Origin of the sequence: Rhodococcus sp. KRD162, assembly GCF_017168335.1 — a bacterium.
In the GTDB taxonomy this organism is placed as follows: domain Bacteria; phylum Actinomycetota; class Actinomycetes; order Mycobacteriales; family Mycobacteriaceae; genus Rhodococcoides.
Genome location: NZ_JABFAU010000004.1, coordinates 1 through 25,467, shown reverse-complemented (window position 1 = coordinate 25,467; position 25,467 = coordinate 1). Strand labels below are relative to the sequence as shown.

Annotated in this window: 24 protein-coding genes; 11 read left to right on the top strand and 13 right to left on the bottom strand. The window is 65.3% G+C overall.

The window, feature by feature from the left end; translation table 11 throughout:
* The first annotated feature begins 41 nt into the window (after positions 1 to 41).
* Positions 42 to 1,877 (top strand): hypothetical protein, encoded by a 1,836-nt coding sequence (locus J1M87_RS06925; protein WP_206488838.1) that lies wholly within the window; start codon positions 42 to 44, stop codon positions 1,875 to 1,877.
* Between the two features lie 97 nt (positions 1,878 to 1,974).
* Entirely contained in the window at positions 1,975 to 2,472 is a 498-nt protein-coding gene (locus J1M87_RS06920; RefSeq protein WP_307830748.1) for a class F sortase, read from the top strand.
* 37 nt (positions 2,473 to 2,509) lie between these two features.
* Here the strand turns inward: J1M87_RS06920 and pyrE are convergent, their stop codons facing one another.
* From pyrE to clpB, 5 genes are all read right to left on the bottom strand, one after another.
* A complete protein-coding gene (gene pyrE, locus J1M87_RS06915) occupies positions 2,510 to 3,058 on the bottom strand; it encodes an orotate phosphoribosyltransferase (RefSeq protein WP_206488836.1) in 549 nt (182 codons plus the stop codon).
* Between the two features lie 119 nt (positions 3,059 to 3,177).
* Positions 3,178 to 3,753, bottom strand: a complete 576-nt coding sequence (locus tag J1M87_RS06910) for a LemA family protein (RefSeq protein WP_206488835.1) — start codon at positions 3,751 to 3,753, stop codon at positions 3,178 to 3,180.
* A gap of 57 nt (positions 3,754 to 3,810) precedes the next feature.
* Complete coding sequence (locus J1M87_RS29250) at positions 3,811 to 4,878, bottom strand: hypothetical protein (protein WP_206488834.1); 1,068 nt, start codon at positions 4,876 to 4,878, stop codon at positions 3,811 to 3,813.
* Positions 4,879 to 4,963: 85 nt separating this feature from the next.
* Positions 4,964 to 5,995 carry a DUF5666 domain-containing protein gene (locus tag J1M87_RS06900; RefSeq protein WP_206488833.1) on the bottom strand — a complete coding sequence of 344 codons (1,032 nt, stop codon included), beginning with the start codon at positions 5,993 to 5,995 and terminating at the stop codon, positions 4,964 to 4,966.
* A gap of 91 nt (positions 5,996 to 6,086) precedes the next feature.
* Positions 6,087 to 8,633: an ATP-dependent chaperone ClpB gene (clpB, locus tag J1M87_RS06895; protein WP_206488832.1), complete on the bottom strand. Its 2,547-nt coding sequence runs from the start codon at positions 8,631 to 8,633 to the stop codon at positions 6,087 to 6,089.
* 213 nt (positions 8,634 to 8,846) lie between these two features.
* Between clpB and J1M87_RS06890 the strand changes: the two genes are divergently transcribed.
* Complete coding sequence (locus J1M87_RS06890) at positions 8,847 to 10,010, top strand: globin domain-containing protein (protein WP_206489072.1); 1,164 nt, start codon at positions 8,847 to 8,849, stop codon at positions 10,008 to 10,010.
* 22 nt (positions 10,011 to 10,032) lie between these two features.
* Here the strand turns inward: J1M87_RS06890 and J1M87_RS06885 are convergent, their stop codons facing one another.
* Positions 10,033 to 10,704 carry a hypothetical protein gene (locus tag J1M87_RS06885; RefSeq protein ID WP_206488831.1) on the bottom strand — a complete coding sequence of 224 codons (672 nt, stop codon included), beginning with the start codon at positions 10,702 to 10,704 and terminating at the stop codon, positions 10,033 to 10,035.
* Positions 10,705 to 10,973: 269 nt separating this feature from the next.
* Here J1M87_RS06885 and J1M87_RS06880 point away from each other — a divergent pair, with 269 nt between their 5' ends.
* Positions 10,974 to 11,393 carry a helix-turn-helix domain-containing protein gene (locus J1M87_RS06880; protein WP_206488830.1) on the top strand — a complete coding sequence of 140 codons (420 nt, stop codon included), beginning with the start codon at positions 10,974 to 10,976 and terminating at the stop codon, positions 11,391 to 11,393.
* An 8-nt stretch (positions 11,394 to 11,401) separates the two neighbouring features.
* Here J1M87_RS06880 and J1M87_RS06875 read toward each other — a convergent pair whose 3' ends face one another.
* Positions 11,402 to 11,677 carry a DUF2277 domain-containing protein gene (locus J1M87_RS06875; protein WP_206488829.1) on the bottom strand — a complete coding sequence of 92 codons (276 nt, stop codon included), beginning with the start codon at positions 11,675 to 11,677 and terminating at the stop codon, positions 11,402 to 11,404.
* 22 nt (positions 11,678 to 11,699) lie between these two features.
* On the bottom strand, positions 11,700 to 12,275 hold the full coding sequence (locus tag J1M87_RS06870) for a TetR/AcrR family transcriptional regulator (RefSeq protein ID WP_206488828.1): 576 nt from the start codon (positions 12,273 to 12,275) through the stop codon (positions 11,700 to 11,702).
* A gap of 96 nt (positions 12,276 to 12,371) precedes the next feature.
* On the opposite strand from J1M87_RS06870, the gene J1M87_RS06865 reads away from it, so the two are divergent.
* Positions 12,372 to 13,769, top strand: coding sequence for a cytochrome P450 (locus J1M87_RS06865; RefSeq protein ID WP_241256528.1), 1,398 nt, complete (start codon positions 12,372 to 12,374; stop codon positions 13,767 to 13,769).
* On the opposite strand, the gene dinB is transcribed toward J1M87_RS06865, so the two are convergent.
* Positions 13,770 to 14,990, bottom strand: coding sequence for a DNA polymerase IV (gene dinB, locus J1M87_RS06860; protein ID WP_206488826.1), 1,221 nt, complete (start codon positions 14,988 to 14,990; stop codon positions 13,770 to 13,772).
* A gap of 133 nt (positions 14,991 to 15,123) precedes the next feature.
* Here dinB and J1M87_RS29245 point away from each other — a divergent pair, with 133 nt between their 5' ends.
* Genes J1M87_RS29245 through J1M87_RS06845 form a run of 3 tightly spaced genes read left to right on the top strand, consistent with a single transcriptional unit; the run spans position 15,124 to position 19,066 of the window.
* The gene (locus J1M87_RS29245; RefSeq protein WP_206488825.1) at positions 15,124 to 17,394 is read left to right on the top strand and encodes a bifunctional diguanylate cyclase/phosphodiesterase; all 2,271 of its coding nucleotides are present in this window, start codon (positions 15,124 to 15,126) and stop codon (positions 17,392 to 17,394) included.
* Between the two features lie 11 nt (positions 17,395 to 17,405).
* Complete coding sequence (bluB, locus tag J1M87_RS06850) at positions 17,406 to 18,026, top strand: 5,6-dimethylbenzimidazole synthase (RefSeq protein WP_206489071.1); 621 nt, start codon at positions 17,406 to 17,408, stop codon at positions 18,024 to 18,026.
* Positions 18,023 to 19,066, top strand: a complete 1,044-nt coding sequence (locus J1M87_RS06845; RefSeq protein ID WP_206488824.1) for a hypothetical protein — start codon at positions 18,023 to 18,025, stop codon at positions 19,064 to 19,066. Before bluB ends, J1M87_RS06845 begins: the two co-directional genes overlap by 4 nt.
* A 4-nt stretch (positions 19,067 to 19,070) precedes the next feature.
* Here the strand turns inward: J1M87_RS06845 and J1M87_RS06840 are convergent, their stop codons facing one another.
* Together J1M87_RS06840 and J1M87_RS06835 are read right to left on the bottom strand one after the other, a co-directional pair.
* Positions 19,071 to 19,583 carry a DUF427 domain-containing protein gene (locus tag J1M87_RS06840; protein ID WP_206488823.1) on the bottom strand — a complete coding sequence of 171 codons (513 nt, stop codon included), beginning with the start codon at positions 19,581 to 19,583 and terminating at the stop codon, positions 19,071 to 19,073.
* Between the two features lie 36 nt (positions 19,584 to 19,619).
* Complete coding sequence (locus J1M87_RS06835) at positions 19,620 to 20,402, bottom strand: DUF2637 domain-containing protein (protein WP_206488822.1); 783 nt, start codon at positions 20,400 to 20,402, stop codon at positions 19,620 to 19,622.
* On the opposite strand from J1M87_RS06835, the gene J1M87_RS28530 reads away from it, so the two are divergent.
* On the top strand, positions 20,401 to 20,739 hold the full coding sequence (locus tag J1M87_RS28530) for a hypothetical protein (protein ID WP_241256527.1): 339 nt from the start codon (positions 20,401 to 20,403) through the stop codon (positions 20,737 to 20,739). The two genes, J1M87_RS06835 and J1M87_RS28530, sit on opposite strands and share 2 nt — an antisense overlap.
* 58 nt (positions 20,740 to 20,797) lie before the next feature.
* Here the strand turns inward: J1M87_RS28530 and J1M87_RS06825 are convergent, their stop codons facing one another.
* Together J1M87_RS06825 and J1M87_RS06820 are read right to left on the bottom strand one after the other, a co-directional pair.
* A complete protein-coding gene (locus J1M87_RS06825; protein ID WP_206488821.1) occupies positions 20,798 to 21,100 on the bottom strand; it encodes a WhiB family transcriptional regulator in 303 nt (100 codons plus the stop codon).
* 254 nt (positions 21,101 to 21,354) lie between these two features.
* Entirely contained in the window at positions 21,355 to 21,912 is a 558-nt protein-coding gene (locus tag J1M87_RS06820; protein ID WP_206488820.1) for a gluconokinase, read from the bottom strand.
* 79 nt (positions 21,913 to 21,991) lie between these two features.
* On the opposite strand from J1M87_RS06820, the gene J1M87_RS06815 reads away from it, so the two are divergent.
* Together J1M87_RS06815 and otsB are read left to right on the top strand one after the other, a co-directional pair.
* Positions 21,992 to 22,735, top strand: a complete 744-nt coding sequence (locus tag J1M87_RS06815) for a FadR/GntR family transcriptional regulator (protein WP_206488819.1) — start codon at positions 21,992 to 21,994, stop codon at positions 22,733 to 22,735.
* 59 nt (positions 22,736 to 22,794) lie between these two features.
* Positions 22,795 to 25,347, top strand: a complete 2,553-nt coding sequence (gene otsB / locus J1M87_RS06810) for a trehalose-phosphatase (RefSeq protein WP_206488818.1) — start codon at positions 22,795 to 22,797, stop codon at positions 25,345 to 25,347.
* The last annotated feature ends 120 nt before the right edge of the window (positions 25,348 to 25,467 follow it).

The window sequence follows — 25,467 nt, the reverse complement described above, 5'->3', positions numbered from 1 at the left end:
CGCAGCACGATGCTGCCACCGACCGAAGGGCCACCATCTCCATGTCGCACAAGTCGATCGCCAGGTCCAAGAAGGCGCGCCTCGCCGCTGCCGGGGCCGCCATGGCACTGTCCCTCTCCATCGCCGCACCGGCAATCGCCAGTGCCCAGCAACCCACGACGCCCGGAAGCTCCGCCGTCGAGCAGCCTCCCACCGAGGGCGATACCGAGTCCGGAACTCCCACCGGCGAAAACGGTGCAGCGGTCGAAGGATCGGCCACCGCCGACGGGCAGGTCGAAGCACCAGCCCCTGCGGTCTCCCCAGAAGATGCAGCAGCGGCTGCCGCCGCTGCGGTTCCGGCTCCCGAGACCCCGTCCGCCATCCGCCCGTTGCCGCAGGTGACCGGTGGCGTCGTCTTCAACGAGGACGGAACAGCGACGGTCAATCTCGACGTCATCCCACAGCTCTCGGATGCCGAGAAGAAGGCGATCACCGACGCCGAAGCACAGAGCAAGGATGCAGCCGCTGCATCCGCAGCCGCTCAGGTGCGACTCGAGACCGCCAAGGCGGCCGAGGCCACCGCGAGCAACGACGCCACCAAGGCCGAGGTTGCCGCAGCCGAGGCAGACGTCAAGGCCAAGACCGCTGCCGCAGAGGCCAAGGCCGCCGGAGTTGCCAGCGCGGCCGCCAGTGCCGCGGTCACCGCGGCCAAGAATGATGTGCAGGACTTGCAGAACAAGGCCGAAGAAACCAAGTCCGCGGCAGACCAGGCCGCAGCCGACGCTGCCGCCGCCGAGCAGATCGCCGTCGAACTCGAAGCCGAGGCCGTCTCCGGCGACCCCGAAGCCACCGCAGCGGCCGCCGCCGCTCGCGCCGACGCAGACGCCAAGGCCGAACTCGCCGCCAGCGCGCAGGCGGAAGCGGAGGCGTCGAACAAGGCAGTCGAAGACGCGGCGCAGGCATTGCAGGACTCCTTCAAGACCTTCAACGTCGCCAAGATCGCAGCTGCCACCAGGGCCGCAGCTGCCACCGCGGCCAAGTCGCTCGCTCTGCACGTCGAAGCACAGACTGCAGCCGCAGTGGCCGCTATGGCCGAGCAGAACGCCAAGAACCTTCAAGCAGCAGCTGAGGCCGCGGCGGGCGAGCAGACCGAATCCCAGAAGGCGGCAGCCGAGGCAAGGACAGCCGCCGACTCGGCCAAGGCCGATGCCGATGCCAAGGCCGAGGCAGCTGCCGCAGCCCAGGCCGCACTCGACGCGGCACCGTCCGACGCCGACATCGCCGACCTGCAGACGACAGCCGATCAGGCTGCGCAGGCACTGGCGGACGCGAACGCCGCAGCCGAGGCCGCAGACGAAGACCTGCAAGCCAAGACCGAGGCCGCCGCCGCAGCCGAGGAGAAGGCCGCCGCGGCCGCCGCAGCGCTGAAGACCGCCCAGGACGACGCGGCAACAGCCAAGGCGACTGCAGACGAGAAAGCCGAGGCCGAGGCCGAACTGAAGGCTGCAGCAGCCGAACTGGCCGCGAGCGGACCGAAGTTCGAGTGGACGATCAATCTCGGCGACACCGTCCGTGACGATGTTCCGGTTACCGAGGTCGACGAGAACACCGTGGTCGTCGACGAGACCGGGGTCTCCCTGATCGGCGTCAAGAACGAGGACGGATCGTTCACCGTCGCGGACTACTTCACCACCGACGACAACGGCGTCGTCAGTGTTGCCGGTAATCTGCCGCCGGTCGATCTGGCCCTCGGCGACTCGTCCGACGAGGCCTCGGGCGGCTCCGACAGCTCCTCCAACACCCCGGCCATTCTCGCGGGCGTCGGCGTGGTCGTCGTGGCCGCTGCGGGTGGAGCGTTCTACCTGCGTCGCCGCAACTCCACCGATGCCACCTCGTAACACCTGCTGGTTGTCGGCGGCGATCCTGACCTTCGTTCTACTCGTATCAGGTTGCGCGAGTGACGAAGTCGGGATCGCCGCACCTGATCGATCGCCGGTGCAGTCACAGATTTCGGTGGCTGCCCCGGCGAGCGATATCGCTCCCGCTGCGCCGGAACACATCGAGCTTCGATCCTCGGACGGCACGACCTATCTGAGCAGCCCCATCCATCCCGATCCGCTCTACCGCGGCGGCGAGAGCGGTCAGGTACTGAATCCGGTGGACGAATTGCCGGCCTGGTGGGCCGAGAGCGGTATGCCAGGAACCAGCACCGAACAAACGGTAGTAGTTGCCGGACACAACTACTCGAAGCGTGACGCTCCGTTCAAGGCCTTGCGGGTGGTGACGCCTGGGGACACCGTCGTATTACGCACGGCCAACGGCGTTCTCGAGTACACGGTCGAATCCGTCGGGCCCCTGCCCAAGGGATCATTGTTGGCCGACAACGAACTCAGACGCTCGGTGCCGGGACGACTGATCCTGGCCAACTGCGATGTACAGGGCGGCGAACCCACCGACGACAACTACGTCGTCGTCGCGCAACTGGTTCGTTAGCGAGCGGTTCGTCAGCGAGCGGTTCGTCGGGCCCCGGTCACAGGCCGAGGTCCGACAAACCGAGCAAGGAGCGATATTCGAGACCCTCGGCAGCGATGACCTCGTCCGCCCCGGTCGCCCGGTCCACCACAGTGGCCACCCCGACGACGGTCGCACCAGCGTCCCGCAGCGCCTGGACCGCGGTGAGGGGCGAATTGCCGGTGGTCGTCGTATCTTCCACCACCAGAACACGTTTGCCGACGATGTCCGGCCCCTCGATCTGACGCTGCATGCCGTGCGCCTTGGCTGCCTTGCGCACCACGAACGCGTCGATCGGACGCCCCTGGGCATGCATGATCGACATCGCGACCGGATCGGCACCCATGGTCAACCCGCCGACGGACGCAAAGTCCCAATCGGCGACCAGCTCACGCATCAACGAACCGATCAACGCACCCGCCCGATGATGCAGCGTCGCGCGCCGAAGATCGACGTAGTAGTCGGCTTCCTTGCCCGAGGACAACGTGACCTTTCCATGCACGACGGCCAGCTCCTTCACCAAATCGGCAAGTTCTTGCCGAGCCGAATTCGCGGCACTGTCGGCCATGATCGGGTTCCTCTCGTCGCACACGGATTTTCGATGAGTCGGTACGAACTTACCCACCGGACACGCCGGCCGTTGCTGCCGGCTCCACTGTCCCCGTCGAACCCGGTACGACCGGGCCTCTACGCGACCGCCTGGACCGACCGCTGCTCGTCGGACTGCTCCCTGGTCTCCACGAACGGTTCGGGCGCAGACACCGAGCGAGACTTGGCAACGATCGAGGACGGAAAAGTGCCGACGGCCTGCGACAGCCGATACGCAGTGTCGTTGTACACCCGCACTGCGCCTGCGATTCGCCGCTCGGTGACGATCAGCTCGCCCGCTGGCCCCTGAAAGGCCCAGTTACCCAATACGTTACGGCCGGCGTCTGCTTCCGCGAGAACCGAGTGAAATGCGGCGGACAATGCGTTCTCGGCGGCGGCCTGCGTCTGCAGACCGAGCCCACGCTCACGCACGGCCTTGGACCACGAGCGGGCACCGCTCAGTTGCAGCAGCAAGTCGGCGGACAGCCCGGACTCCTCAGCGGCATCGAGAAACGGAACCAGCTGCGCGTGACGCCGTTCGATCTCGACGTCCACCAGATGCAGACTCTGCACAGTCTGCTCGCGGTACCGACCGAGGCGACGCACCGAGCCGGCGACGTACACGACCACGGCGATCACCAACACCAGGATTGCTACAAGCACAGAAACCGTCACGAGGTACGAATTTAGTCGTCTCGACGCTGCCGGGGCCGTCAACACGCCCGAACGACATCAGGGCTGCTTGCGTCGACGCTCCGCATCGAACGGAATGGGACGCGAGGCAGGCGGACGAGGCACCGACCGCGGCGGGCTCGCGGACCGCTCGCTCTGCGGGCCGGCCGAATCGGGCCGGGGAGGACGAGGCCTGCGATCGGGATCCCGAGTAACGGGCTCCTGGGGCCGCACCGCCTGAGGGCGGACCGCTTGAGGGCGCACCGCCTGCGGGCGCTCCGCTTGGAGGCGCGCATCCGACTCGCGCGGCGGTCGAACCCGCGGATCGGGTGTTCTGGGCTCGGCGACCCGCGGCTCCGGGTCTCGAGGCACCTGGACACCGGACTCCGGCGCCCTCGGGCCACTGTTCTGCGGCTGGTCGGCCTGCCGATCGCGGGGCTCCTTGACCAGCGGCCTGCCCGGGTCCGAACGATCACGGCCCGGCTCGCCGCCCGCACGAGCGCCGTACACCGCGCTGCCACGCACCGGAGGCAGAACGTGCAGCATGCCCGACAGTCGCGCCACAGCGTCGATCGCCGCATCCCAGTCGCGTCCCGAACTGCCGAGCGGCAGCGATCCGAGAGTCCAGTCCTGCTCGCTCCACAGCAGCTGCAGATTTGCCGGAATGGACTCGGTGAACGCAGCCATTCGCTGGTCGCAGACACGACGAGCGATATCGACATCGGTAGCGAAGACCACTCGGGGACCGATGGACCCGAGCAGTTCCATGTCTTCCTCGCGCGGCGGTGGCGTCGACCTCGGGCGCAGATCTATATCGACATCCGAACCAACCGAGCGCTGCACGGCCACGATGGTGCCCGTCTCCTCGACGTCGAAGAGAACGAACTCCTCACCGCGCCGAACTCCCGTCACCACGCCGAGAGCCACGTCGAATTCAGGCTTGGCCAGTGCCGCACGAGAGAACCTGGTGACCAGTTCTCGATCATGCGCTCGATACTCGTATCCCTGCGCCTTGGCCCACATCTGCCGCAACCGCCCGGACTGATCTCGCTTGGACCTGTCGATGTAGAGCAGCGCCACTGCACCTATCAGTGCAATCGCCGCAAGGCCGAACCACATTGCCGTCATCGGGAACCACCTTAATCGACATCCACACCATCTCCGCCCACCACCGCCAGGTCCTGTGAACGATCCCTACGAGTACCTCGGTTGCCTACCCGCCGAAGTTCGGGGCTTCGATGATGACGTTGGCGCGGATCGTTCCGTCCTCGACCGACTCGCCCTGCACCACGACCCCCGCGCCGACCGTCAACGACGCCACATCACCACCACTGAGCGAAATGATCTGGGTCTGCGCAGTGGTCTGCACCGTCACCGGAGCACCGTCGAGTCCGTTGATGGTCAACGTCGAACCGTCGTTCGCGGTGATGGTGCCCACGGCCGAACCGAGTTGACCGAGAATCTCGGGAATTCCCCCTGGGATCAGCCCTGGTGTGGTGGTCGTACCCGTCTCGGTTGGCTGTGGGGTGGTCGTCGGAGCACTGGACGTGCTCGGCCGGATCGACGTGGACGGAGCGGCGGCGACGCTGCTGGAATCGTCCGAGCCGCCACTGAGGAAAGCAATTCCGAACGTGACGACGATGACGAGTACGACGAGGCCGATCAGTGCCAGCACCCACGGGCGCGGCCCCTTGCTGCCAGTGCCTGTGCCCTGCTGCTCCGCTGTGCCCTGCTGCTCCGCTCCGGGCGCAGCTCCGTACGGCGGGGGCTGGCTGTACTGCTGGGGCTGGCCGTATTGCTGGGGCTGACCGAACTGCTGGGTGTCGCCGTACTGCTGGGGCTGGCCGTATTGCTGGGTCTGGCCGTAGGCCTGGTTGGCCGCAGCGTGCTGGTCGGGATCGTACGGCGGGAGGGCTTGCGTCGGGTTGTAGCCCGGCGGATAGGCGGGCGGGTCCGGATTCTGGCCGGTCGGGTTCTGGTACGCGGGATCCTGGTACGCAGGGTTCTGGTACCCGGGGTTCTGGTACGCGGGGTTCTGGTACGCGGGGTTCTGGTATGCGGGGTTCTGGTAACCCGGACTTCCATAAGCCTGAGTCGGATACACCTCGGTGGGATGAGCGTCATCGGGGTACTGCTGGGCACCGGGGTGCGGCCCGCTCTGGTCCTGAGGCTGTGCCGACTCCGGCTGATGCGCCGCGTCCTGATCGCGCTCGCGAGCGGACCGCGGTTCGTCCGGATTCGTCATTCCTCGAGGGTACCTACCCGGTAGCCCGCAGGTGGTGGCATGAAACGGCCCACACGAGCCGAGCTCGTGTGGGCCGTGTCGTCCCTGGTGACTAACCCAGGATCAGCTGTTCGCCGTCCGGGCTCACGTTGACCGAGACCACGTCGCCGTCGTGAACATCGCCGGCGAGCAGCAGCTTCGCCAGTTGGTCCCCGATCGCCTGCTGGATCAGTCGACGCAATGGCCGAGCACCGTACAGCGGATCGTAACCACGCACCGCCAGCCACATCTTCGCCGGCGACGACACCTCCAACGTCAGGCGACGAGCCGCCAGCCGCGTGGCGAGGAAGCCGAGCTGGATGTCGACGATCGACTCGAGCTGGTCCTCGGACAGGGCGTCGAACACCACGACGTCGTCGAGACGGTTGACGAACTCGGGCTTGAACGAGCGCCGCACCGCATCCATCACCTGCTCCTTGGTGCCGCCTGCACCGAGGTTGGAGGTGAGGATCAGGATCGTGTTGCGGAAGTCGACCGTCCGACCCTGACCGTCGGTGAGCCTGCCCTCGTCGAGCACGGCGAGCAGGATGTCGAACACATCGGCATGCGCCTTTTCGACCTCGTCGAACAGCACCACCGTGTACGGACGCCTGCGCACTGCCTCGGTCAACTGCCCGCCGGCCTCGTAGCCGACGTAGCCCGGAGGCGCACCGACGAGGCGAGCAACGGCATGTTTCTCGCTGTACTCGCTCATGTCGATCCGCACCATCGCGCGTTCGTCGTCGAAGAGGAACTCCGCCAACGCCTTCGCGAGCTCGGTCTTACCGACACCGGTGGGACCGAGGAACAGGAACGACCCCGTCGGGCGGTTGGGATCGGCCACCCCGGCGCGGGAGCGTCGGACGGCGTCGGACACCGCCTGTACCGCGTCCTTCTGTCCGACGACTCGTTTGCCGAGTTCGTCTTCCATCCGAAGCAGCTTGGCCGTCTCGCCTTCGAGCATCCGGCCCGCCGGAATTCCCGTCCAGGCCGCCACGACGTCGGCGACGTCGTCCGGACCGACCTCTTCCTTGAGCATCACCTCGCCCTGCGCAGACGAGGCCTCGGTCTTGGCAGCGAGCTCCTTCTCTAGCGTCGGGATGCGTCCGTACCGCAGCTCGGCGGCCTTGCCGAGATCGCCGTCGCGCTCCGCCCGGTCGGATTCTCCGCGTAGATTCTCGAGTTCCTCCTTCAGTGCCCGCACCGAGTCGATGGCACCCTTCTCGTTCTGCCAGCGCGTGCTCAGACCGGCGAGCTTCTCTTGCAGATCGGCCAACTCCTGGCGGAGCTTGTCCAGCCGCGCCTTCGACGCGTCGTCGGTCTCCTTCGCCAGCGCCATCTCCTCGATCTCGAGGCGACGCACGGCCCGTTCCACTTCGTCGATCTCGACCGGGCGTGAGTCGATCTCCATGCGCAGGCGCGATGCCGCCTCGTCGACCAGGTCGATGGCCTTGTCCGGCAGGAAGCGTGCGGTGATGTACCGGTCACTGAGCGTGGCCGCGGCGACCAGTGCGGAGTCGGTGATCCGCACGCCGTGGTGCACCTCGTAGCGTTCCTTGAGACCGCGCAGGATGCCGACGGTGTCCTCGACCGAGGGCTCGCCGACGTAGACCTGCTGGAACCGACGTTCGAGGGCAGCGTCCTTCTCGATGTACTTGCGGTACTCCTCGAGGGTCGTCGCACCGACCAGGCGCAGTTCGCCGCGCGCCAGCATGGGCTTGATCATGTTTCCCGCGTCCATCGCCGATTCACCGGTCGCTCCGGCACCGACGATGGTGTGCAGCTCGTCGATGAACGTGATCACCTGGCCTGCGGAGTTCTTGATGTCGTCGAGCACAGCCTTGAGCCGTTCTTCGAATTCACCGCGGAACTTCGCTCCGGCAACCATCGAACCGAGGTCGAGGGAGACCACGGTCTTGCCCCGCAGGCTTTCCGGAACGTCACCGGCGACGACCCGCTGGGCGAGCCCTTCGACGATGGCGGTCTTGCCGACGCCGGGTTCGCCGATGAGCACCGGGTTGTTCTTGGTGCGGCGCGAGAGTACCTGCACGACGCGCCTGATCTCGGTGTCGCGGCCGATGACCGGATCGAGCTTTCCCGAGCGGGCAAGCGCGGTCAGATCGGTGCTGTACTTCTCCAGGGCCTGATAGGTGCTCTCGGGGTCGGCGCTGGTGACCCGGGCACTTCCCCGCACTGCTTGAAAAGCGTCACGCAGCTCGTTCGGTCCGGCTCCGTGGCCGGTCAAGAGCTTGGCGATGTCGTCGTTTCCCGAAGCCAAGCCGACCATCAGATGCTCGGTGGAGACGTACTCGTCGTCGAGTTCGGTGGCCAGGTGCTGCGCTGCAGTGATCGCGGCGAGGGTTTCACGGCCGAGTTGCGGTGTCGTGGTGGAACCGGATGCCGAGGGCAGTCGATCCACCAGGTTCTGTGCTTCTCGACGCACCGTTGCAGGGTCGACGCCGACGGCCTTCAGCAGCGGTGTGGCGATGCCGTCGGTCTGATCGAGCAACGCCACCAACAAATGTGCCGGACGGATGTCCGGGTTGCCGGCCGCGGACGCGGCCTGCAGGGCAGCGGACAACGCTGCCTGCGACTTCGTGGTGGGAGTGAAACTGTCCACCGGTCACCTTCTTTCCAGAGTGGGATTCGAGCCTGTCGCTGAGTACAACCATAGCGAAGTTGAGTCTGTTCCGCTCAACCCTACTTTTCTTGTCGTGCGCCTTTTGCGTACATGGAGGTACGCAAAAGGCGCACGAGGGCGAAGCCCGTGCGAGATGGTCTCGATCGGTCTACTTTGGTGTCCGTCGACAAGGTCAAGCAGTGGGGGTGGAGGTTGCTCGACGCACGAACGATCTCCTTGGTGCGTACCGGGTTCAAATCGGTGATCGCGGCCGAGGACGGTCCAGCCCGTTTGTCGCGGTCGTTCTACGCCCACCTGTTCGCCGAATACCCCGACTTCCGCGCGCTGTTTCCCGCGTCGATGGACGCCCTGCGCGAACATTTCGTGTTGGCCCTCGGGTACGTCTTCGAACACCTCGACGACACCGACCGGGTGGAGCCGTTCCTCGCTCAGCTCGGCCGGGATCATCGCAAGCACGGAATATCGGGCGCCCATTTTCGTGCAGGCAGCTCGGCTCTGATCAACGCGTTCCGGACGTTCGTGGGCAACGAGGTGTGGACCGACGAGGTCGAGAAGGCCTGGCACGACACCCTCACCGTGGTGAGCAATGCCATGGCCGTCGCCGCGGACGACGACGAATTGCCGCCTTACTGGAGTGCGACCGTCGTCGAACATCAGCGCCTGCTCGACGATCTCGCAGTGGTACGGCTGAAGACCGACGGCGAGATTCCCTACTTCCCCGGGCAGTACGTCAGTGTGCAGATTCCACAGCGACCCAAGCTGTGGCGCTACCTGTCCCCGGCCATTCCGAGCAACCCGTACGGCGAGATCGAGTTCCATGTTCGACGCGTATCCGGTGGCTGGGTGTCTCCGGCGATGGTCACCGAGACCGCCGTCGGCGACCGCTGGTCCATCAGTCCGCCGTTGGGCGGGATGTACGTCGATCGCGCAATCCGCGAGGACGTGTTGATGATCGCAGGCGGTACCGGTCTGGCACCGTTGCGCGCCCAGGTGATGGAGATGGCGCAGCGCAGCAACAATCCGCGAGTGCACCTGTTCGTCAGCGGTACGTACCCGTGCGATCTCTACGATCTGGACACACTGTGGCAGTTGTCGCTGTCGAATCCGTGGCTCACGGTCGTTCCGGTGACCGAGGAGTCCGAGGATCCGTGGTGGTATTCCGGTCCCCCACGCGAATTGCCGTGGGGAATGCACCATCGATTGCACGGCGCGGTGGGCAAGGTGGTGACCCAGTTCGGATCGTGGGCGGATCGCCAGATTCAGGTCTGTGGGTCACCGTCGATGGTTCGCACGACGCTCTATGCCCTCCGCAAGGTCGGTACCCCGATGGAGCACATTCAGCACGATCCGTTCTGAAATCATGATGCGCGGTTGTCGCTCAGCTCGACAACGACCGCGGCGACACCTCCTCGACCACACCGCCCGCCACCAGCCGTGGGGTCCAGGCTTCGGTGACGAGTCGACCGTCTCCGGTGATGATCGCGTCGGGATCAGGATCGATCAGGATGGGATATCCGGTGTCGGCCTCGGCCTGGACGTTCTGCACCAGCAGGCCGCTTTCGATGGTGTAGTACACGTGGACCGGATGCAGATCGGCATCGAAGGCCCATGGGCGGCCGATGAATATCACGGCCTCGCCGAGTTCATCGAGTACCGACACCGAACCGTCGGACTCGAGCCGCAGTTTCCACGACGGCGGCATCGAGGTGGCGAACTCGAATTTTCGCGGCGCACTCGCGTCGAGCAGATGGATCATCAGCAGCGCTCCGTCTCGCGGATCCCGCTGCGGCACAATCACTTCGAATGAGCCACATTCGTAGAACCTGGACCCGAACGGACCTGGAATTCCGGAGTCGAGATCGCCCGCGATGACGAGTTCGAGCCGAATGGTGCCGGAGCCGTTCTCGGCTCCGAGAACGATCCCCTCGGACGGATGCGGTGTGGGCGACTCGTCCCGCGGGGCGTAGGACAGCACCGCACGTAGCAGCGGCTCGACCACCTCCGCGTCCCCATCTCGTGAATCGAACGTCCTTCGTCGACGATCGGTCATGTCCACCCCCTTCGCCTGGCGATCCAGTCTGCCACCGAGGCCGGGCTCACGCCGACGGTTCCACGGAAAACCATCCGTTCGAACCGAACCTGCGGGGCATGGACGCGCCGGTGCAAGAAACCGAACAGTACTGTTCTCGCTCGAGTTTGCGCAGGTCAGCCCTAGTTTTGCCGAAACTCGGCAGCGGCTACTATGAGCCGGTTCGATCCGCGGCGGATCGATCTGCCCGGGTGGGCAGCGGTCAGATCAGAAAGGCACACACGTACCCGATGTCCGCTGACTTCGCCGCGCGTCTGAACCACCTCTTCGCCACGATTCACCCGCCCGGACGCAAACCGCACACCAACGCCGAAGTCGCCGATGACCTCGCCCTGCGCGGCCACCAGATCTCCAAGCCGTACATCTCGCAACTACGTTCGGGGCAACGGGCCAACCCATCGGCCGACACAGTGACCGCCCTGGCCGCATTCTTCAAGGTCAAACCCGACTACTTCTTCGACGACATCTACGCGTCCAAGATCGATCACGACCTCGAATTGCTCACCCAACTACAGGGATACGGCCTCCGCCGCCTGTCCGCCCGGGCATTCGATCTGTCCGAGGAGTCTCAGAACCTCCTCAGCTCGATGGCCGAGAAGCTGCGCGTGAGCGAAGGCCTCCCCGAGGTGCCTCCGGACAGCACCCGATAGGTCCGCCCCTAGGACCCGGCCTTGGCCGCGATCCTGGCCTGCACTTCCGGACGCCTCAGCGGCGGCACCGTGGGAGGTGGCTGACGCCGCTCCGGCAGAGCGTGCAGCAGGCGATGCGTCGTCGCGGTCACCTCGGCGACGGCCAGCTCGAAGGCTACACGGGTGGCGTCGGAGGTCTTCTGCACGCCACTGATCTTGCGGACGTACTGCCGCGCGGCCGCTTCGATCTCCTCGTCCGTGGCATGCGGTTCCAACCCTCGCAGGGTGGTGATGTTTCGGCACATACGTCGACGATAGCTCCGCAGCTCACACCTCGAGAAGACCCGAAATCGCTTTCAGGCACAGCTCGCGAACCTGTTCCCGCTCGAGCGTTCGACGTTCGACCCAGTCGTGACAGACCTCGCGCACGAAAGCCACCCACCCACGTAGCGCGGCCCGAACCACCTCGTCGTCGTGGAACTCGACGGGCAATGCGGAGAGAATGCGCTGTTGCTGAATATCGAACTCGCGCGTCAGGATGTCGTTGATGCGGGCATCGCCGAGCAGCGCGCCTCGATTGACGGCCCGGATGCCGTGCGCGTGTTCGTCGGTGTAGGCGATGTAGGCGTCGAGCCCGGCGGCGATCTGCTCCAGGACCGGCAGCGACACGTCCGGGGCCGTGATGGCCAGGTTGCGCTCGGATTCCGTTCGTACTATCTCGACGAAGAACTCTCGCTTGGACGGGAAATAGTGGTACATCAGCCCTCGCGAGACTCCCGCGAGGTCGGCCACCTCCTCGATCCACACGTCCTCGTAGGGCCGCTCGGCGAACAGGGCCGATCCGATCTCGATCAATTGCGCACGCCGCTGCTCGGGCGTCATGCGTGTGCGGCGATTCGTCATGGGCTTCGAATGCTAGTTGACACGGGTTCAACAGTGGGTACGGTCTCTATTAGACGCCGATTCAACAAGGGTCGGCCTCGACTCGATGGGGTGCCGATGTCGACACGATTCGCAGCACAGGGCTACTCGCTCCCGCATCCACCGCACCGACTTCCCGTGCTCGGTGACATCGTCGGCGTCGACCCGCGCACTCCGATTCAGGATTCGACCGCGTTGGCGGCTCGGCTCGGCCCGATGTTCGAGCGACAGATCCTCGGCCGGCGCTTCGTCTTCGCCTCTGGTGCCGACGTGGTGGGCGAGTTGTGCGACGAGAAGCGCTTCGAGAAGTTCCTACCCCCTGGAGTGGAGAGTCTGCGCGATATCGGAGCCGACGGGCTGTTCACCGCGTACAACCACGAACCGAACTGGCGACGAGCCCACGATCTGCTCCGCCCGGCGTTCACGGCCGGTGCCATGCGCGGATACCACCGGATCATGGTCGAGGTCGCGGACGATCTGATCGAGCACTGGGAACGCCTCTCGCGCAACAGTTCGCCGACCGACGTGTCCTCGGACATGACGAAGCTGACCCTCGAGACCATCGGCCGAACAGGATTCAGCTACAGCTTCGATTCGTTCGCGTCCGTCGAGACACACCCGTTCGTGTCCGCCATGGTCGGGGCCCTGACCTACAACCAGCGGCGATCGCTTCTGTCGGTGCCCGCGTTCGCCCGGCCACTGTTCGCCCGGTCGGATCGTCGATACAGCCGCAACAAGCAGTACTTGGCCGAGGTTCTCGCCGATGTCGTTCGCACCCGTCGGCAATCCACCGGAGACTTCACCGACCTGCTGCAGATCATGATGGACGCAGCGCGCGATGTCGACAATCCGAATGCGCTCAGCGAAGCGAACATCGGATACCAGATCCTGACATTCCTGATCGCCGGCCACGAAACGACCTCGGGAGCGCTGTCGTTCGCGTTGTACTACTTGGCGACGCATCCCGAGGTGTTCGAGCGCGCCCGCGCCGAGGTCGACGAGGTCTGGGGCACGGGCTCGCCGGAGTTCGGCCAGGTACCCAAACTCCGGTACGTTCGCCGAGTCCTCGACGAGTCCCTGCGGCTGTGGCCTACGGTTCCCGCGTTCGGCCGAGCCGCACGAGCACAGACCGTCATCGGCGACGGTTACCGCATGGACGCCGGGGACTGGGCCGTCGTGCTGGTGACGGCCCTTCATCGCGATCCGGTGTGGGGTGATCACCCCGGCGAGTTCGACCCGGACAACTTTCTACCCGAGCGCATCAAAGCTCGCCCGGCCCATGTCTACAAGCCCTTCGGAACCGGCGAACGAGCTTGCATCGGAAGGCAATTCGCCATCCACGAGGCGGTCCTGGTACTCGGAACAATTCTGCAGCGCTTCGATCTGCGGGCCGATCCCTCGTACCGACTACGGATTCAGGAAAGACTGACCATGATGCCAAGCGAATTTCGCGTGACACCCTCGACCCGCCGCTGATCAGTCCGGCAGCAACGGAACGGAGATTCCCGGATCGCGCCCCAGCAGCACCCCGCGGGTCAGCGAGGTGGACCCGAACTTCTTGTGCACCCCGTCGAGGGCACGATCGAGCGCTGACGCCTCCGGCGGGGTCCGCACCGCCTTGCTGTCGAACTGCAACTCCAGTTGCTCGGACCCGCCCTTGTCGATGCTCGACACCGTCACACCGACCAGAGTGATGCCCTTGTCCGCGATCAGCGGTGCTGCTTGGCGGAGCAACGCCAGTGCCGCCTCGAGGATGACCTGGGTGTCGGCGGTCGCACGATCGAGAGTATGCGACCGGGTGGCCCGGGTGAAATCGGCAAACCGCAAGCGCAACATCACGGTTCGACCGGTTCGCTGCGCCCCACGCATCCGGTGCGTGACGCGGTCGACGAGCCCGATCAACGAGGCCTCCACCTCGGCCGCGTCGTGCCTGCCGCGTCCGAGCGCTCGCTGTGCGCCGATGGAACTACGCGACTTCCCCGGCGTGACGCGTCGCGGATCCTGGCCCATGGCCAGCGCGGACAGGTGTGCGCCCGCACCCTTGCCGAGCACCGCAGCCAACGATCGCTCGCCGTAGGCTGCGATATCGCCAACGGTCCTGATATCGAGGACGTGCAGCTTCTGAGCGGTCACTTTACCCACGCCCCAGAGCCTTTCGATGTTCAACGGGTGCAGAAACTCCAGTTCGCCGCCGGGCGGAACGAGCAGCAGGCCGTCGGGCTTGGCGAAGGCGCTGGCCACCTTGGCCAAGAACTTGGTGGTCGCGATGCCGACGGTGATCGGTAACCCCACCTGCTCGGCGACGTCGCGTCGCAGTTGTTCCCCGATCTCGAGGGCGCTGCCCGCGATATTCCGGAGGCCGCCGACGTCGAGGAACGCCTCGTCGATCGAAATGCCCTCCACCAACGGGGTCGTGTCGTGGAAGACGTCGAACACATCCTTGCTCGCCTGCGAATACGCCTCCATACGCGGCGGGACCACGATGGCCTGCGGGCACACCGCCCGCGCCTGACCGCCGCTCATCGCCGTGCGCACCCCGAACGCCTTGGCCTCGTAGCTGGCGGCGAGCACCACTCCCCCACCGACGATAATCGGTTTACCCCGCAGCCGAGGATCGTCGCGCTGCTCCACCGAGGCATAGAAAGAGTCGAGGTCGGCGTGCATGATGCTCGCCGGATTTCGATTGTTCGACTCCACGAAATCATGCTCGCACGTGCTACCGACACTCCTGTGGACACAACCCGAGCAATCGGGATGGACGAAGTGACCCAGATCACCAAGTGTGTCATTGTTGAAACCGTCGGATCGGCGTGAACGGCTGGAGAGAATCGTGACGGCCTGGTGGCGGTGGTACGCAGTACTCGGCGCATTCGGCTGCGTCGCCTACTTCCTCGTCCCGACCGTGGTCATGGCGCAATCAGTGTTCGTACTCGTCGGAGCCTCCGCCGTTGCAGCCACCGTGATCGGCACCAGGATGCACCGACCGCGCAACCACACGGCATGGTTGACCATCGCTGCAGGAACCGCACTGTGGGTGCTCGGCGACATCGCCTTCGAGTGGATCCACATCACCGAAGGCAGCGTCCCGTATCCGTCGTTCGCCGATGCGCTGTACCTCGTCGGCTATCCGGTGTACGGCTTCGGCCTGTTCCTGCTGGTTCGGCACAAGTGGCGAGCCAGCGAACGCGGCCATGTCGCCAACAGCGCCATCGTCATGGTCGCATTCGGCTTGTTGACCTGGACGTTCGCGGTCCAGCCCGCACTGTCCGACGGCGGCATCTCGGGAACCGCGGGGCTCGTCGACGTCGCATACCCCGCCATGGACATCTTCCTCCTGGGATTGTTGGCCCACTTCGTCGGCTCGCATCAGTGGCGTGCGGTGTCCTACCGGCTACTGACCGCTGCAGTGCTGCTCCTCGTGGTGACCGACACCCTCACCAACTTCGCTATCGTGTCCGAATCCTCCGCCGACCGCTCGATACTCGACGTCGGGTGGACGCTGTCGTACGTGCTCGCCGGGGTCGCCGCACTCCATCCTTCGATGCGGAGAATCACCAGGCCGAACATCGAACCCGACGCCCACCTGATGGCGTCGTTCACCACTCCCACCGTGGTCGTGCTGACCGCGGCGACCCTCACGGCTCCGATCGTGATGTACATCGAGGTGATCCGCGCCGAACCCATCTCGGAATGGGGCTGGGCGGTACTGATTTCCGCAGGAGCCCTGGTGATCCTCGTGATCCTCCGCATCACCGATCTGCTGCGGTTGCTGCACACCCAAACTGTGCAGCTCCGCGCCGTCGCCGACACCGATCACCTCACCGGCCTGGCCAACCTGCGCGCCCTCGAACACAGAATCTGGGAAGGTGCGGGCGACACCACCGTGCTGGCCGTCGATATCGACCGATTCAAGGAAATCAACGACACCTTCGGACGCGGCCTCGGCGACCGCGTTCTCGTCGCCGTCGCCGAGCGCCTGCACGGCGTCGTCGACGAGTCGATCATGTTGGCGCGCTTGGCAGGTGATGAGTTCGCACTGTGCGGGCCGACGGATTCGATGGATCCGGCCGCCCTGGCCCTCGATATTCAGCGCAGATTCGCCACCCCGGTGGAACTGGGGAACATGACGCTGCTGATCGAAGCGAGTGTCGGTGTGGCATCGAACTCTCCCGCCGCCGAGGACGACGAGATCACGCCGGACCGGCTCGTGCAACGCGCCGACCTCGCCGTCCAAGCGGCGAAGGCAACGCAATCACGCGTTGCGTTCTACGACCGGTCGATGGACCGAGACAAGAGCGAGCAGCTGATCATGCTCGGCGAACTCACCACCGCACTGGAATCGGACCAGCTGCAACTGCTGTACCAGCCTCAAGTCGATCTCGCGTCGATGACGGTCGTAGGCGTGGAGGCGTTGCTGAGATGGCACCATCCGAACGGCACAGTCCTTGGCCCCAGCGCATTTCTGCCCACCGCCGAGCGCACCGGCCTCATCAGGCCGCTGACTCGCTACGTCCTCACCCAGGCGCTTGCTCAGCATGCATCGTGGGAGCAGGAGGGGTTACCGCTGAGGATGGCCGTCAACATTTCCACACGCAACCTGTTCGACGACACCCTGATAGATCAGGTTCGCACCATCTTGGATGAATTCGATTGCCGTGCAGAACTGTTGACGCTCGAGGTGACCGAGACCTCGGCCATGACAGATCCGGCGGGTGCCACCGAGGTGTTGTCGGCACTGCACGCGATGGGGGTGCAGGTCGCCATCGACGACTACGGAACGGGGTACAGCTCACTCGCCTACATCGAACGATTGCCGGTGCAGGAACTCAAAATCGACCGAGCCTTCGTCAGCGGGATGGCGCACAGCCCAGCCCACGCGGCCATCGTCCGATCGACCATCGACCTCGCCCGTACGCTGGGACTGTCGGTGACCGCCGAGGGCGTGGAGGACGAGATGACGATGACCACGCTGCGCGAACTGCATTGCAGCCGGGCCCAGGGTTTCCACCTCGGCAGGCCGAGCACGGCACACCGCATACCCGCCGTCGTCGCCGAAGTGAATGCACATCTGAAAACTGCTACAGGAGAACGGATATCATGACCGAGGCAGCCCTGTCGGTATACGCCGCGATTCGATCGCGTCGCGATGTGCGCGCGGAGTTCGACGGTACCGTCGTCGAGGACGAGACTCTGCGCCGCATCCTCGGCGCAGCCCATCAGGCCCCCAGTGTCGGCAACACCCAGCCCTGGGATTTCGTCGTGGTCCGTAGGCCCGAGACGCTGCGTGCTTTCGCCGCACATGTCGCGGACTGTCGGCAGGATTTCGCGGACAAACTCGATCCGGAACGGCGCAAGACATTCGATCCCATCCGGATCGAGGGTATCGAGTCCAGCGGTACCGGGGTGGTGGTCACCTACGATCCGAGCCGGGGCGGACGGCACGTGCTGGGCCGCGACACCGTCGACGACACCGGGCTGTTCTCGGCTGTTCTGGCCATCGAGAACCTGTGGCTGGCAGCGATAGCCGAGAACGTCGGCGTCGGCTGGGTCTCGTTCTACGACGAGGGCTACCTGACGCAGATGCTCGACATCCCTGCTCCGGTCCGTCCGATCGCCTGGCTGTGTGTGGGTCCGGTCGAATCGTTTCAGGAGGTACCCGACCTGGAGCGCTTCGGCTGGCGTACTCGTCGACCTCTCGACGACGCCGTGCACTTCGAGCAGTACCGACGATGAGGGCGCGCCTGGTTGCAGTCGCCGCGGCCTGCCTGATGGCAGCCGGTTGCTCGACGCCCGAATCGCCTCCCGAACCATCCACTCCGGCAACCACTCCCGCGGCCGAGCCCGCGCAGGCCCCCGAATCGTCCGACCCGATCGGAACCGTCATCGCATTTCCCGGTGCTCCCGAGGGTGTGGTGGTCGGCTCGTCCGGGATCGCTGCAGCCGCGGTCCGTGGGCCCGACGGTGTTGTGTTGTTCGACGCGGCCACCGGAGTCGTTCGACAGATGGTCTCGACGAGCGGTGCGCCGCGCCACCTCTCCCTCGCCGGGCCCGACGGTCCGGTGCTGGCACCACTCGAGGGCAGTGACGAGCTGGTCGAGGTCTCGCTCGACGATGGCGCGATCCTGTCGACCGCCACCGGTGTCGGCCGGCAACCACACGATGCGGTTGCGACCTCCGACGGCACGATCGTGGCCACCAACGAGATGGGTGGCGGCGTGATATTTCTGCGCGACGGCTCGGTGGTCTCGGAACTGCCGCCGGGCCCCGTCCAGCCCGGTGGAGTGGCCGCCCTCGGGCCGTACGCGGCCGTCGCGGATGTGCAGGGCAACGGAGTGTGGGTGTACGACGGTGCGACGCGGCGGGAGGTCGCTCAGGCCCCGATCGGTGTCAAACTCACGCACGCGGTGACGGTGAACGAGACGACAGCCGGATTCGCCGACACCGACGGCGGGGCAGTGATTCTCGCGACCGTCGACGCCGCCGGTGGCATCCGTCAGATCGCGTCGATAGACGCACCCGGCAACCCGTACGGGCTTGCCGTGGACTCCGACCGTCAGCTGCTGTTCGTGACATTGACAGCGTCGAATCTGTTGCGTGTGGTCGACGTATCGAATCCCGCTGCGCCCCGCATACTCGGCGACGTCCCGACAGTGACGCAGGCCAATTCCGTCGCGGTGGATCCGCGCACCGGCAATGTGCTGGTGACCGGCAGCGACCCCGGCGCAACGAGTTCGATTCAGATCATCGCTCGGGCCGAGTTGCCCGGTAGCTGAGGCGTCACCACCCGTAGGAGCCCGGGATTCCCTTGAACGGTCCGACGACGTCGTCGGTGATCCAGCCCTCGTAGAATCCGCCTTCCTGGGGCCGGACCGCTTCACCGTCGATTTCGCAGTCCAGGCGGCTGGGCGAGAACGCCAGGTATCCGGCAATCTCGGCGAACCGAGGGGTGGGATTCTCGTAGCTCCACCCGGCGGCCTCGGCGATGGCGTCTCCGCCGTGCACGTCCCAGTACGTGGCGGCACCTTTCCACTCGCAGTGAGTCGAATGGGCCTGCGAGGGTGTCAGCGCACCCGGGACGATGTCGGCGGGTGAGATGTACCAGGTCGGCGGGTGGCTCGTTTCCAGAACTCGGTACGCGGCGGTGGTGCGGGCCACCACCTCGCCGCCGAGCCGAACGACGAGGGAACGGTTCGAGGCCTCGAGCTTGGGCGGACGGGGATAATCCCAGACCGACTCCTGGCCCGGCTTCGGCTTCTCGGGAACGACCGATCTCGGCAGGTGTGAACTCATCCTTCGATGGTGCCACCGGATCTCACTTGGTGTCTGTCATGGTGCGTCGACGGGGTAGAGATCGTCCGCCCGTTCCTCGTCGAGAATCCAGCGATCGACCTCGTCGAGGGGCTCGGTGGTGCGGACCGAAGGCTCGGGTGCGGGGTTTTCGATGCGGACCCGCTGGGTGGGTGCGTCATCCGGGAGAGGCACCGATCGCACCGACATCGCGGGCACCGGCGTCTCCTGGCTGGGCCGTCCGGGAGCCGCCGCGTCGGCTGTCGAAACCACAGCGACGGGCACAGAGGTATTGGGCACGGCGGTAGCTGGCACCGCGGTATCGGGCACAGAGATATTTGGCACGGCGGTATCGAGCACCTCGGTATCAATCGCTGCGGCGTCCGAGGCAGCGGCGGCCTGCGGCGATTCCGCAGGGACGCGGACGAGGATGCCGAGGCCATGCGTCGCGGCCAAGAGGCTCACCGGTGCCACTGTCGCAATTGCCGCCGACAGCGCCGGATGCAGCATGCCGGCGTCGGCGATGAAGGCGTGCATGGCATTTGCGCTGATACTCACCAATGCTGCGGTGATCAACACACCCCAGAAGAAGCGTCGGCCACTGCGTTGATCCTCGAATTGAGCGAGTGCGATGACGGAGATCGTGGCTTGGAGAATGGTGCCGTCGACGATCACCGGCCACAACCACGAGAGCGAGCGCGGGACGCCTGCCATCGTGGCGAGGTCCCACAACGCGGCAAAACTCAGCACGAAGGACGCGATACCGATGACGGTGGTGATGACGACCGCACTGATGAGCGTCGCACGCAGGACCTTGTTCATGGGTCGTCATGAAACACGACACCACCGACAACTTCCCTCCGCGGCCGCGAGGTCAACAAGCAAAGGCGGCTCGGACGATGGCGTCGTCGCCGTCGATGTCGACAAGACCGAGTGCCTGAGCAGTATCGACATCGAGTGCGCCGGCTGCAAGCCCGTCGACGAAGGTGGTGCCGACATCGCTTCTCGACCTCAGGAGCGCGAACGGCTCGAAGCCACGTTCCCCGACCACAAGACGGTGATCGTCGAGGGTGCGGGCACATACGTCGAATCCGACGCACCGGAGGAGTTCGTCGCTGCGATACTGGAATGGTTGCCTGCAACGAGCGTGCAAGACTGAATCTCGTTCAGCAAGAACGGTTTACCGTACCGCTACCGGCCCAATCGGCGCAGCAGAATCAAGCGGTACGGACGGCTCTGCGGTAGAAGTCGGCGCGATCGTGAGCGGACATTCCGCCCCACACACCGTAGGGCTCGTTCGCTTCGAGCGCGTGCTGACGGCACTGCTCGAGCACCGGGCAACGGCCGCAGACCTGTTTCGCTGATTGTTCCCGCGAGGCACGGGCGCGGCCTCGTTCGCCTTCGGGGTGGAAGAACACGGACGAGTCGAATCCACGACACAGACCGTCGAGTTGCCAGTCCCAGACGTCTGCGTTGGGGACGGGGAGTTGTACCGGTCTGGCGGGTGCGCCTCGCACCATGAGCTGCCTCCTCGCTAAAAGGTGAACAAGGTCACTCTCCCGCATTCGTCATACTTTTACAAGTTCCTTCGTTCATTCGTAGTACTTAAAATCAAGCGTGCTTGATTGAAAACAGCACCGCGCCGATGATCTGGTCCTCGCCGGCCGATGGTTCGCCGGACATGGACGAATGCCCCGTTCATGCCCTCGGCGATCGAATGTCGCATCCGTTGCCACCAGGGCGTACGAACCACGACACCCGACCGCCCGACAGGTCAGTGGCTTTCCGACATCCCTGCACGCTTTTCCAACTCGATGAGGACCTTCTCGGCGATCTTGGTCGGCGGAGGACCGATGTCGACGACGATCGCATTCTCGTCCTCCCCGAGTGGCTCCAGCGTCGAGATCTGGGTGTCGAGCAGCGACGACGGCATGAAGTGATCCATTCGAGCATTCAGGCGTCCACTGATCCGGTCCTTGCTTCCCGCCAGATGCACGAATATCACCTCCGAACCCTCCCTGGACCCCGCGCTCAACACGTCCCGATACGAGCGCTTGAGGGCCGAACACGTCACGATGCCCGAGATGCCCTCGGTGGTGTGGTCGGTGATCCATTGGGCGATGACGTCCAGCCACGGCCACCGATCCTCGTCGGTCAGTGGCTCACCTGCCGCCATCTTTGCCACGTTGGCGTCCGGGTGAAGATCGTCGCCCTCCTGCAGGTCCCATTTCAACGCTCCGGCGAGAATGCCCGCCACTGTGGACTTGCCGGATCCGGACACTCCCATCACCACGAGAACCGGATGGTGCGCTCTGCCTGTCGTCTGTGCCATCCCTCGATACTGCTCCATCCGAGCCAAGCGGATCGGACAGACGCGAGAATCCGGGCCACCCGTGGGACGATCGGTGGACATGACCGAGACCAACGATTTCCGCCAGCTGCACGATTCGGTGCTCGACGAGCTCGGGCGCGACATCGTGAGCGGCGCTGTCCCCAGCGGGACCCGAATCTCGGCGGACGACGTCGCTGTCCGGTTCAACGTCTCGCGGACCGTCGTCCGCGAAGTCGTCCGCGTGCTCGAGTCGCTCGGTCTACTCACCGTTCGTCGACGCGTCGGAATCACAGTGCAGAGTTCGGAGAACTGGAACTCACTCGACCCGGTCGTCATCCGTTGGCAGCTGGCCGGTCCCGCACGTGCCGAACAGTTGCTCCTGCTCAGCGAATTACGTTCGGGCATCGAACCTTTGGCCGCCAAGCTGGCAGCCCACCGAGCCACACCAGAGCAGTGCGGCGCATTGACAGCAGCCGTCATCGGCATGTCCTCGACGTCACGGTCCGCCGATTCGGAGGCCTACCTCGAGCACGATTGCAATTTCCATCGCACGTTGCTCGCCGCGTCGGGCAATCCCATGTTGCGGTCCATGTCGGACATCGTGGTGGAGGTACTCGCCGGACGCACCCGCCACGCGCTGATGTCACGGCAGGCCGATCCGGAGGCGATTCGTCTGCACGGCGTGGTGGCCTCGTCGATCCAATCCGGCGATGCCGACGCCGCGCAAAGGGCGATGTTGGCCATCGTCACCATGTCCGCCGCATCGATGTCGGCCGCCTCCGGTGTGACGCCTTCGCCCGGTCTGGTGCCCGACCAGCAGTGATGCACCGAGCGCCCGAAGCCAGGTGCACCGACCCGAGGATTATCGCCTAGATTCGACTGGTGACTGCTCTCGAATTGCCGCTCGACCTTCGCCGCGCACTAGTGGGGGTAGCGCGAACGCCGCGCCTACTCGTGGCCTCGGACTACGACGGCACCATGGCACCGATCGTCTCCGACCCGCAGAAGGCGTTTCCGCACCCCGAGTCGGTCAGCGCGATGCGCGGGCTCGCCTCACTCGTCGGCACCAATGCGGCCGTGATCTCCGGCCGTGCACTCCGTGATCTCGCGATCTTGTCCCGGCTGCCCTCGGAGGTGCAGCTCGTGGGTAGCCACGGCAGCGAGTTCGATGCCGGTTTCGTCAGCGCCATCGACGAGGACGCCAAGAAACTTCTCATCGTCATCACCGGCGAACTACAAACCATCGCCGACGCCTATTCCGGCGTCAGCGTCGAGACCAAGCCCGCCAGTGTTGCGCTGCACGTACGCAATGCCGAAGCTGCTGACGGAGAGAAGGCACTCGCGGCCGTCCGAGCCGGCGCGGCGACCCGCGACGGAGTTCAGGTGACCGAAGGCAAGTCCGTCATCGAGCTCGCCGTCATCGTCACCGACAAGGGCGTCGCCCTCGATATTCTCCGCCATCAGGAAGCATCCACCGCCGCAGTCTTCTTCGGTGACGACGTGACCGACGAGAAGGCCTTCTCGCATCTCCACGGGCCCGATATCGGAGTCAAGATCGGGCCGGGCGACACTCTGGCCGAGTTCCGCATCGACAGTACCGAGCAGGTCGCGCTGGCCTTGGCATTCCTACTGGAGGAGCGCCGACAATGGCTCTCGGGAGCCGACGCCCCCCGCATCGAGCGGCTGACGATGCTCGCCAGCCCCAACGCCATCGCCCTGCTCACTCCCGACGCAGACGTCACCTGGCTGTGCCACCCCGAACCCGATTCCGCAGCCGTGTTCGCGCACCTGCTCGGCGGCGACCAGGCCGGACACTTCAGCGTCGGCCCCACCCGGGCATCACTGCCGCTCAGCCAGCAGTACGTGGACGGCACGATGACGGTGCAGACGAAGTGGGCCAGCCTGCAGGTCACCGATTATCTGCCACACGACATCGGCCAGGGCCAGACGGCCCTCACCCGCGTCATCACCGGCAAGGCCTCTGCCGTGGTGACCTTCGCGCCGCGTCCGGAGTTCGGAAAGGCCTGGGCCTCGATCGAACCCGATGCCGACGGCTTACGCATTCTCGGAACTGCGGACCCGATGGTGCTGCGTAGCCCCGGCGTGACGTGGAACATCGTCTCCGATGGATCGCAGCAGACCGCGCATGCAGAGGTCGATCCCTCGAACGGGCCGATCATCCTCGAATTGCGGCTGGGCACAGACAATCTCGGTGAACACTCCACGCCCGAGCTGGACCGTCGACGCGCCGCCGAGGCCTACTGGAAAGACTGGGCCGACGGCCTCGACCTCCCACCACTCAAGCGCGATCTGATGAAGCGTTCGGCGCTGACTCTTCGTGGGCTGGTGCACGCCGAGTCCGGATCGATCATGGCAGCTGCCACCACGTCGCTACCGGAAGACATAGGCGGGGTGCGCAACTGGGACTACCGATACTGCTGGCTGCGTGATGCAGCACTCACCGCGAACGCACTGGTTGACGTGGGATCGGTTGCCGAAGCAGAGAACTACCTTTCCTGGATCCACGGCGTACTCGAATCGGTGTCCGGCCCCGAGCGGCTGCACCCGCTGTACACCATCTGGGGCCTCGGGCTTCCCCCGGAAGCTGTCATCGACGAACTGCCCGGATACGCAGGTTCGCGTCCGGTCCGCGTGGGAAACGCTGCCAACCAACAGGTTCAGCTCGACGTCTTCGGCCCAATCGTGGAGTTGGTCTCCGCCCTCGCCCATGCACGCAAGGCAAAAGGCGGCGAAAACGCACTGTCCGACGACGATTGGGAACTCGTCCGCGCGATGGTCGAGGCCGTCGAGCGACGTTGGTTCGAGCCTGATCACGGCATCTGGGAGATTCGCGACAATCCCCGTCACCACGTCTACTCGAAGGTGATGGGCTGGATCACCGTCGACCGAGCCATTGGACTCGCCGAAACCTTCGGCCGCAGAGCAGAATCGAGCTGGACGACTCTGCGTGAGACCATCCGTGCGGAAGTCCTCGCGAATGGATGGAACGACGAGGTCCAGTCCTTCACCGCCGCCTACGACGGAACCGACCTCGACGCCGCGACGTTGTTCATCGGCCTGTCCGGGCTGATCGATCCGGCCGATCCTCGTTTCGCCGCCACCGTCACCGCCACCGAAGCCGAACTGCGCAGCGGATCCACGGTGTACCGATACCGCCACGACGACGGCCTGCCCGGCGGAGAGGGCGGATTCCACCTCTGCGCGGCCTGGCTCGTGGAGGCCTATCTGCTGGTCGGCCAGCGCGAGGAGGCTGAGGCGTTGTTCGCACAACTCGTCAGCGCCGCCGGGCCCACCGGACTGCTCAGCGAGGAGTACGACCCCATCGCCGAACGCTCCCTCGGCAACCATCCGCAGGCCTACAGTCACCTGGGTCTGCTGCGCTGCGCCAGATTGCTCAGCGCTCAGCCTGCCTGACCCCTCGCCCGCTGCCCCCGCGTCAATGGACCAGTGCATACGTCTGACCGCTGCAGTGGTTCATTGACCCGCTGGGCTCGGCTGCGTCAATGGCGCGTTGCATACGTCTGAGCCGTGCAG

What these genes read in the sequence shown, in the direction of transcription:
- J1M87_RS06880 (WP_206488830.1), top strand. Translation starts at nt 10,974, where the DNA reads ATGTCCGCTGACTTCGCCGCGCGTCTGAACCACCTCTTCGCCACGATT.
- J1M87_RS06875 (WP_206488829.1), bottom strand. Translation starts at nt 11,677, where the DNA reads ATGTGCCGAAACATCACCACCCTGCGAGGGTTGGAACCGCATGCCACG.
- J1M87_RS06835 (WP_206488822.1), bottom strand. Translation starts at nt 20,402, where the DNA reads ATGAACAAGGTCCTGCGTGCGACGCTCATCAGTGCGGTCGTCATCACC.
- J1M87_RS06900 (WP_206488833.1), bottom strand. Translation starts at nt 5,995, where the DNA reads ATGACGAATCCGGACGAACCGCGGTCCGCTCGCGAGCGCGATCAGGAC.
- J1M87_RS28530 (WP_241256527.1), top strand. Translation starts at nt 20,401, where the DNA reads ATGGGTCGTCATGAAACACGACACCACCGACAACTTCCCTCCGCGGCC.
- J1M87_RS06925 (WP_206488838.1), top strand. Translation starts at nt 42, where the DNA reads ATGTCGCACAAGTCGATCGCCAGGTCCAAGAAGGCGCGCCTCGCCGCT.
- J1M87_RS06845 (WP_206488824.1), top strand. Translation starts at nt 18,023, where the DNA reads ATGAGGGCGCGCCTGGTTGCAGTCGCCGCGGCCTGCCTGATGGCAGCC.
- J1M87_RS06870 (WP_206488828.1), bottom strand. Translation starts at nt 12,275, where the DNA reads ATGACGAATCGCCGCACACGCATGACGCCCGAGCAGCGGCGTGCGCAA.
- J1M87_RS06865 (WP_241256528.1), top strand. Translation starts at nt 12,372, where the DNA reads ATGTCGACACGATTCGCAGCACAGGGCTACTCGCTCCCGCATCCACCG.
- J1M87_RS29250 (WP_206488834.1), bottom strand. Translation starts at nt 4,878, where the DNA reads ATGACGGCAATGTGGTTCGGCCTTGCGGCGATTGCACTGATAGGTGCA.
- J1M87_RS06840 (WP_206488823.1), bottom strand. Translation starts at nt 19,583, where the DNA reads ATGAGTTCACACCTGCCGAGATCGGTCGTTCCCGAGAAGCCGAAGCCG.
- pyrE (WP_206488836.1), bottom strand. Translation starts at nt 3,058, where the DNA reads ATGGCCGACAGTGCCGCGAATTCGGCTCGGCAAGAACTTGCCGATTTG.
- J1M87_RS06815 (WP_206488819.1), top strand. Translation starts at nt 21,992, where the DNA reads ATGACCGAGACCAACGATTTCCGCCAGCTGCACGATTCGGTGCTCGAC.
- J1M87_RS06820 (WP_206488820.1), bottom strand. Translation starts at nt 21,912, where the DNA reads ATGGCACAGACGACAGGCAGAGCGCACCATCCGGTTCTCGTGGTGATG.
- J1M87_RS06825 (WP_206488821.1), bottom strand. Translation starts at nt 21,100, where the DNA reads ATGGTGCGAGGCGCACCCGCCAGACCGGTACAACTCCCCGTCCCCAAC.
- J1M87_RS06885 (WP_206488831.1), bottom strand. Translation starts at nt 10,704, where the DNA reads ATGACCGATCGTCGACGAAGGACGTTCGATTCACGAGATGGGGACGCG.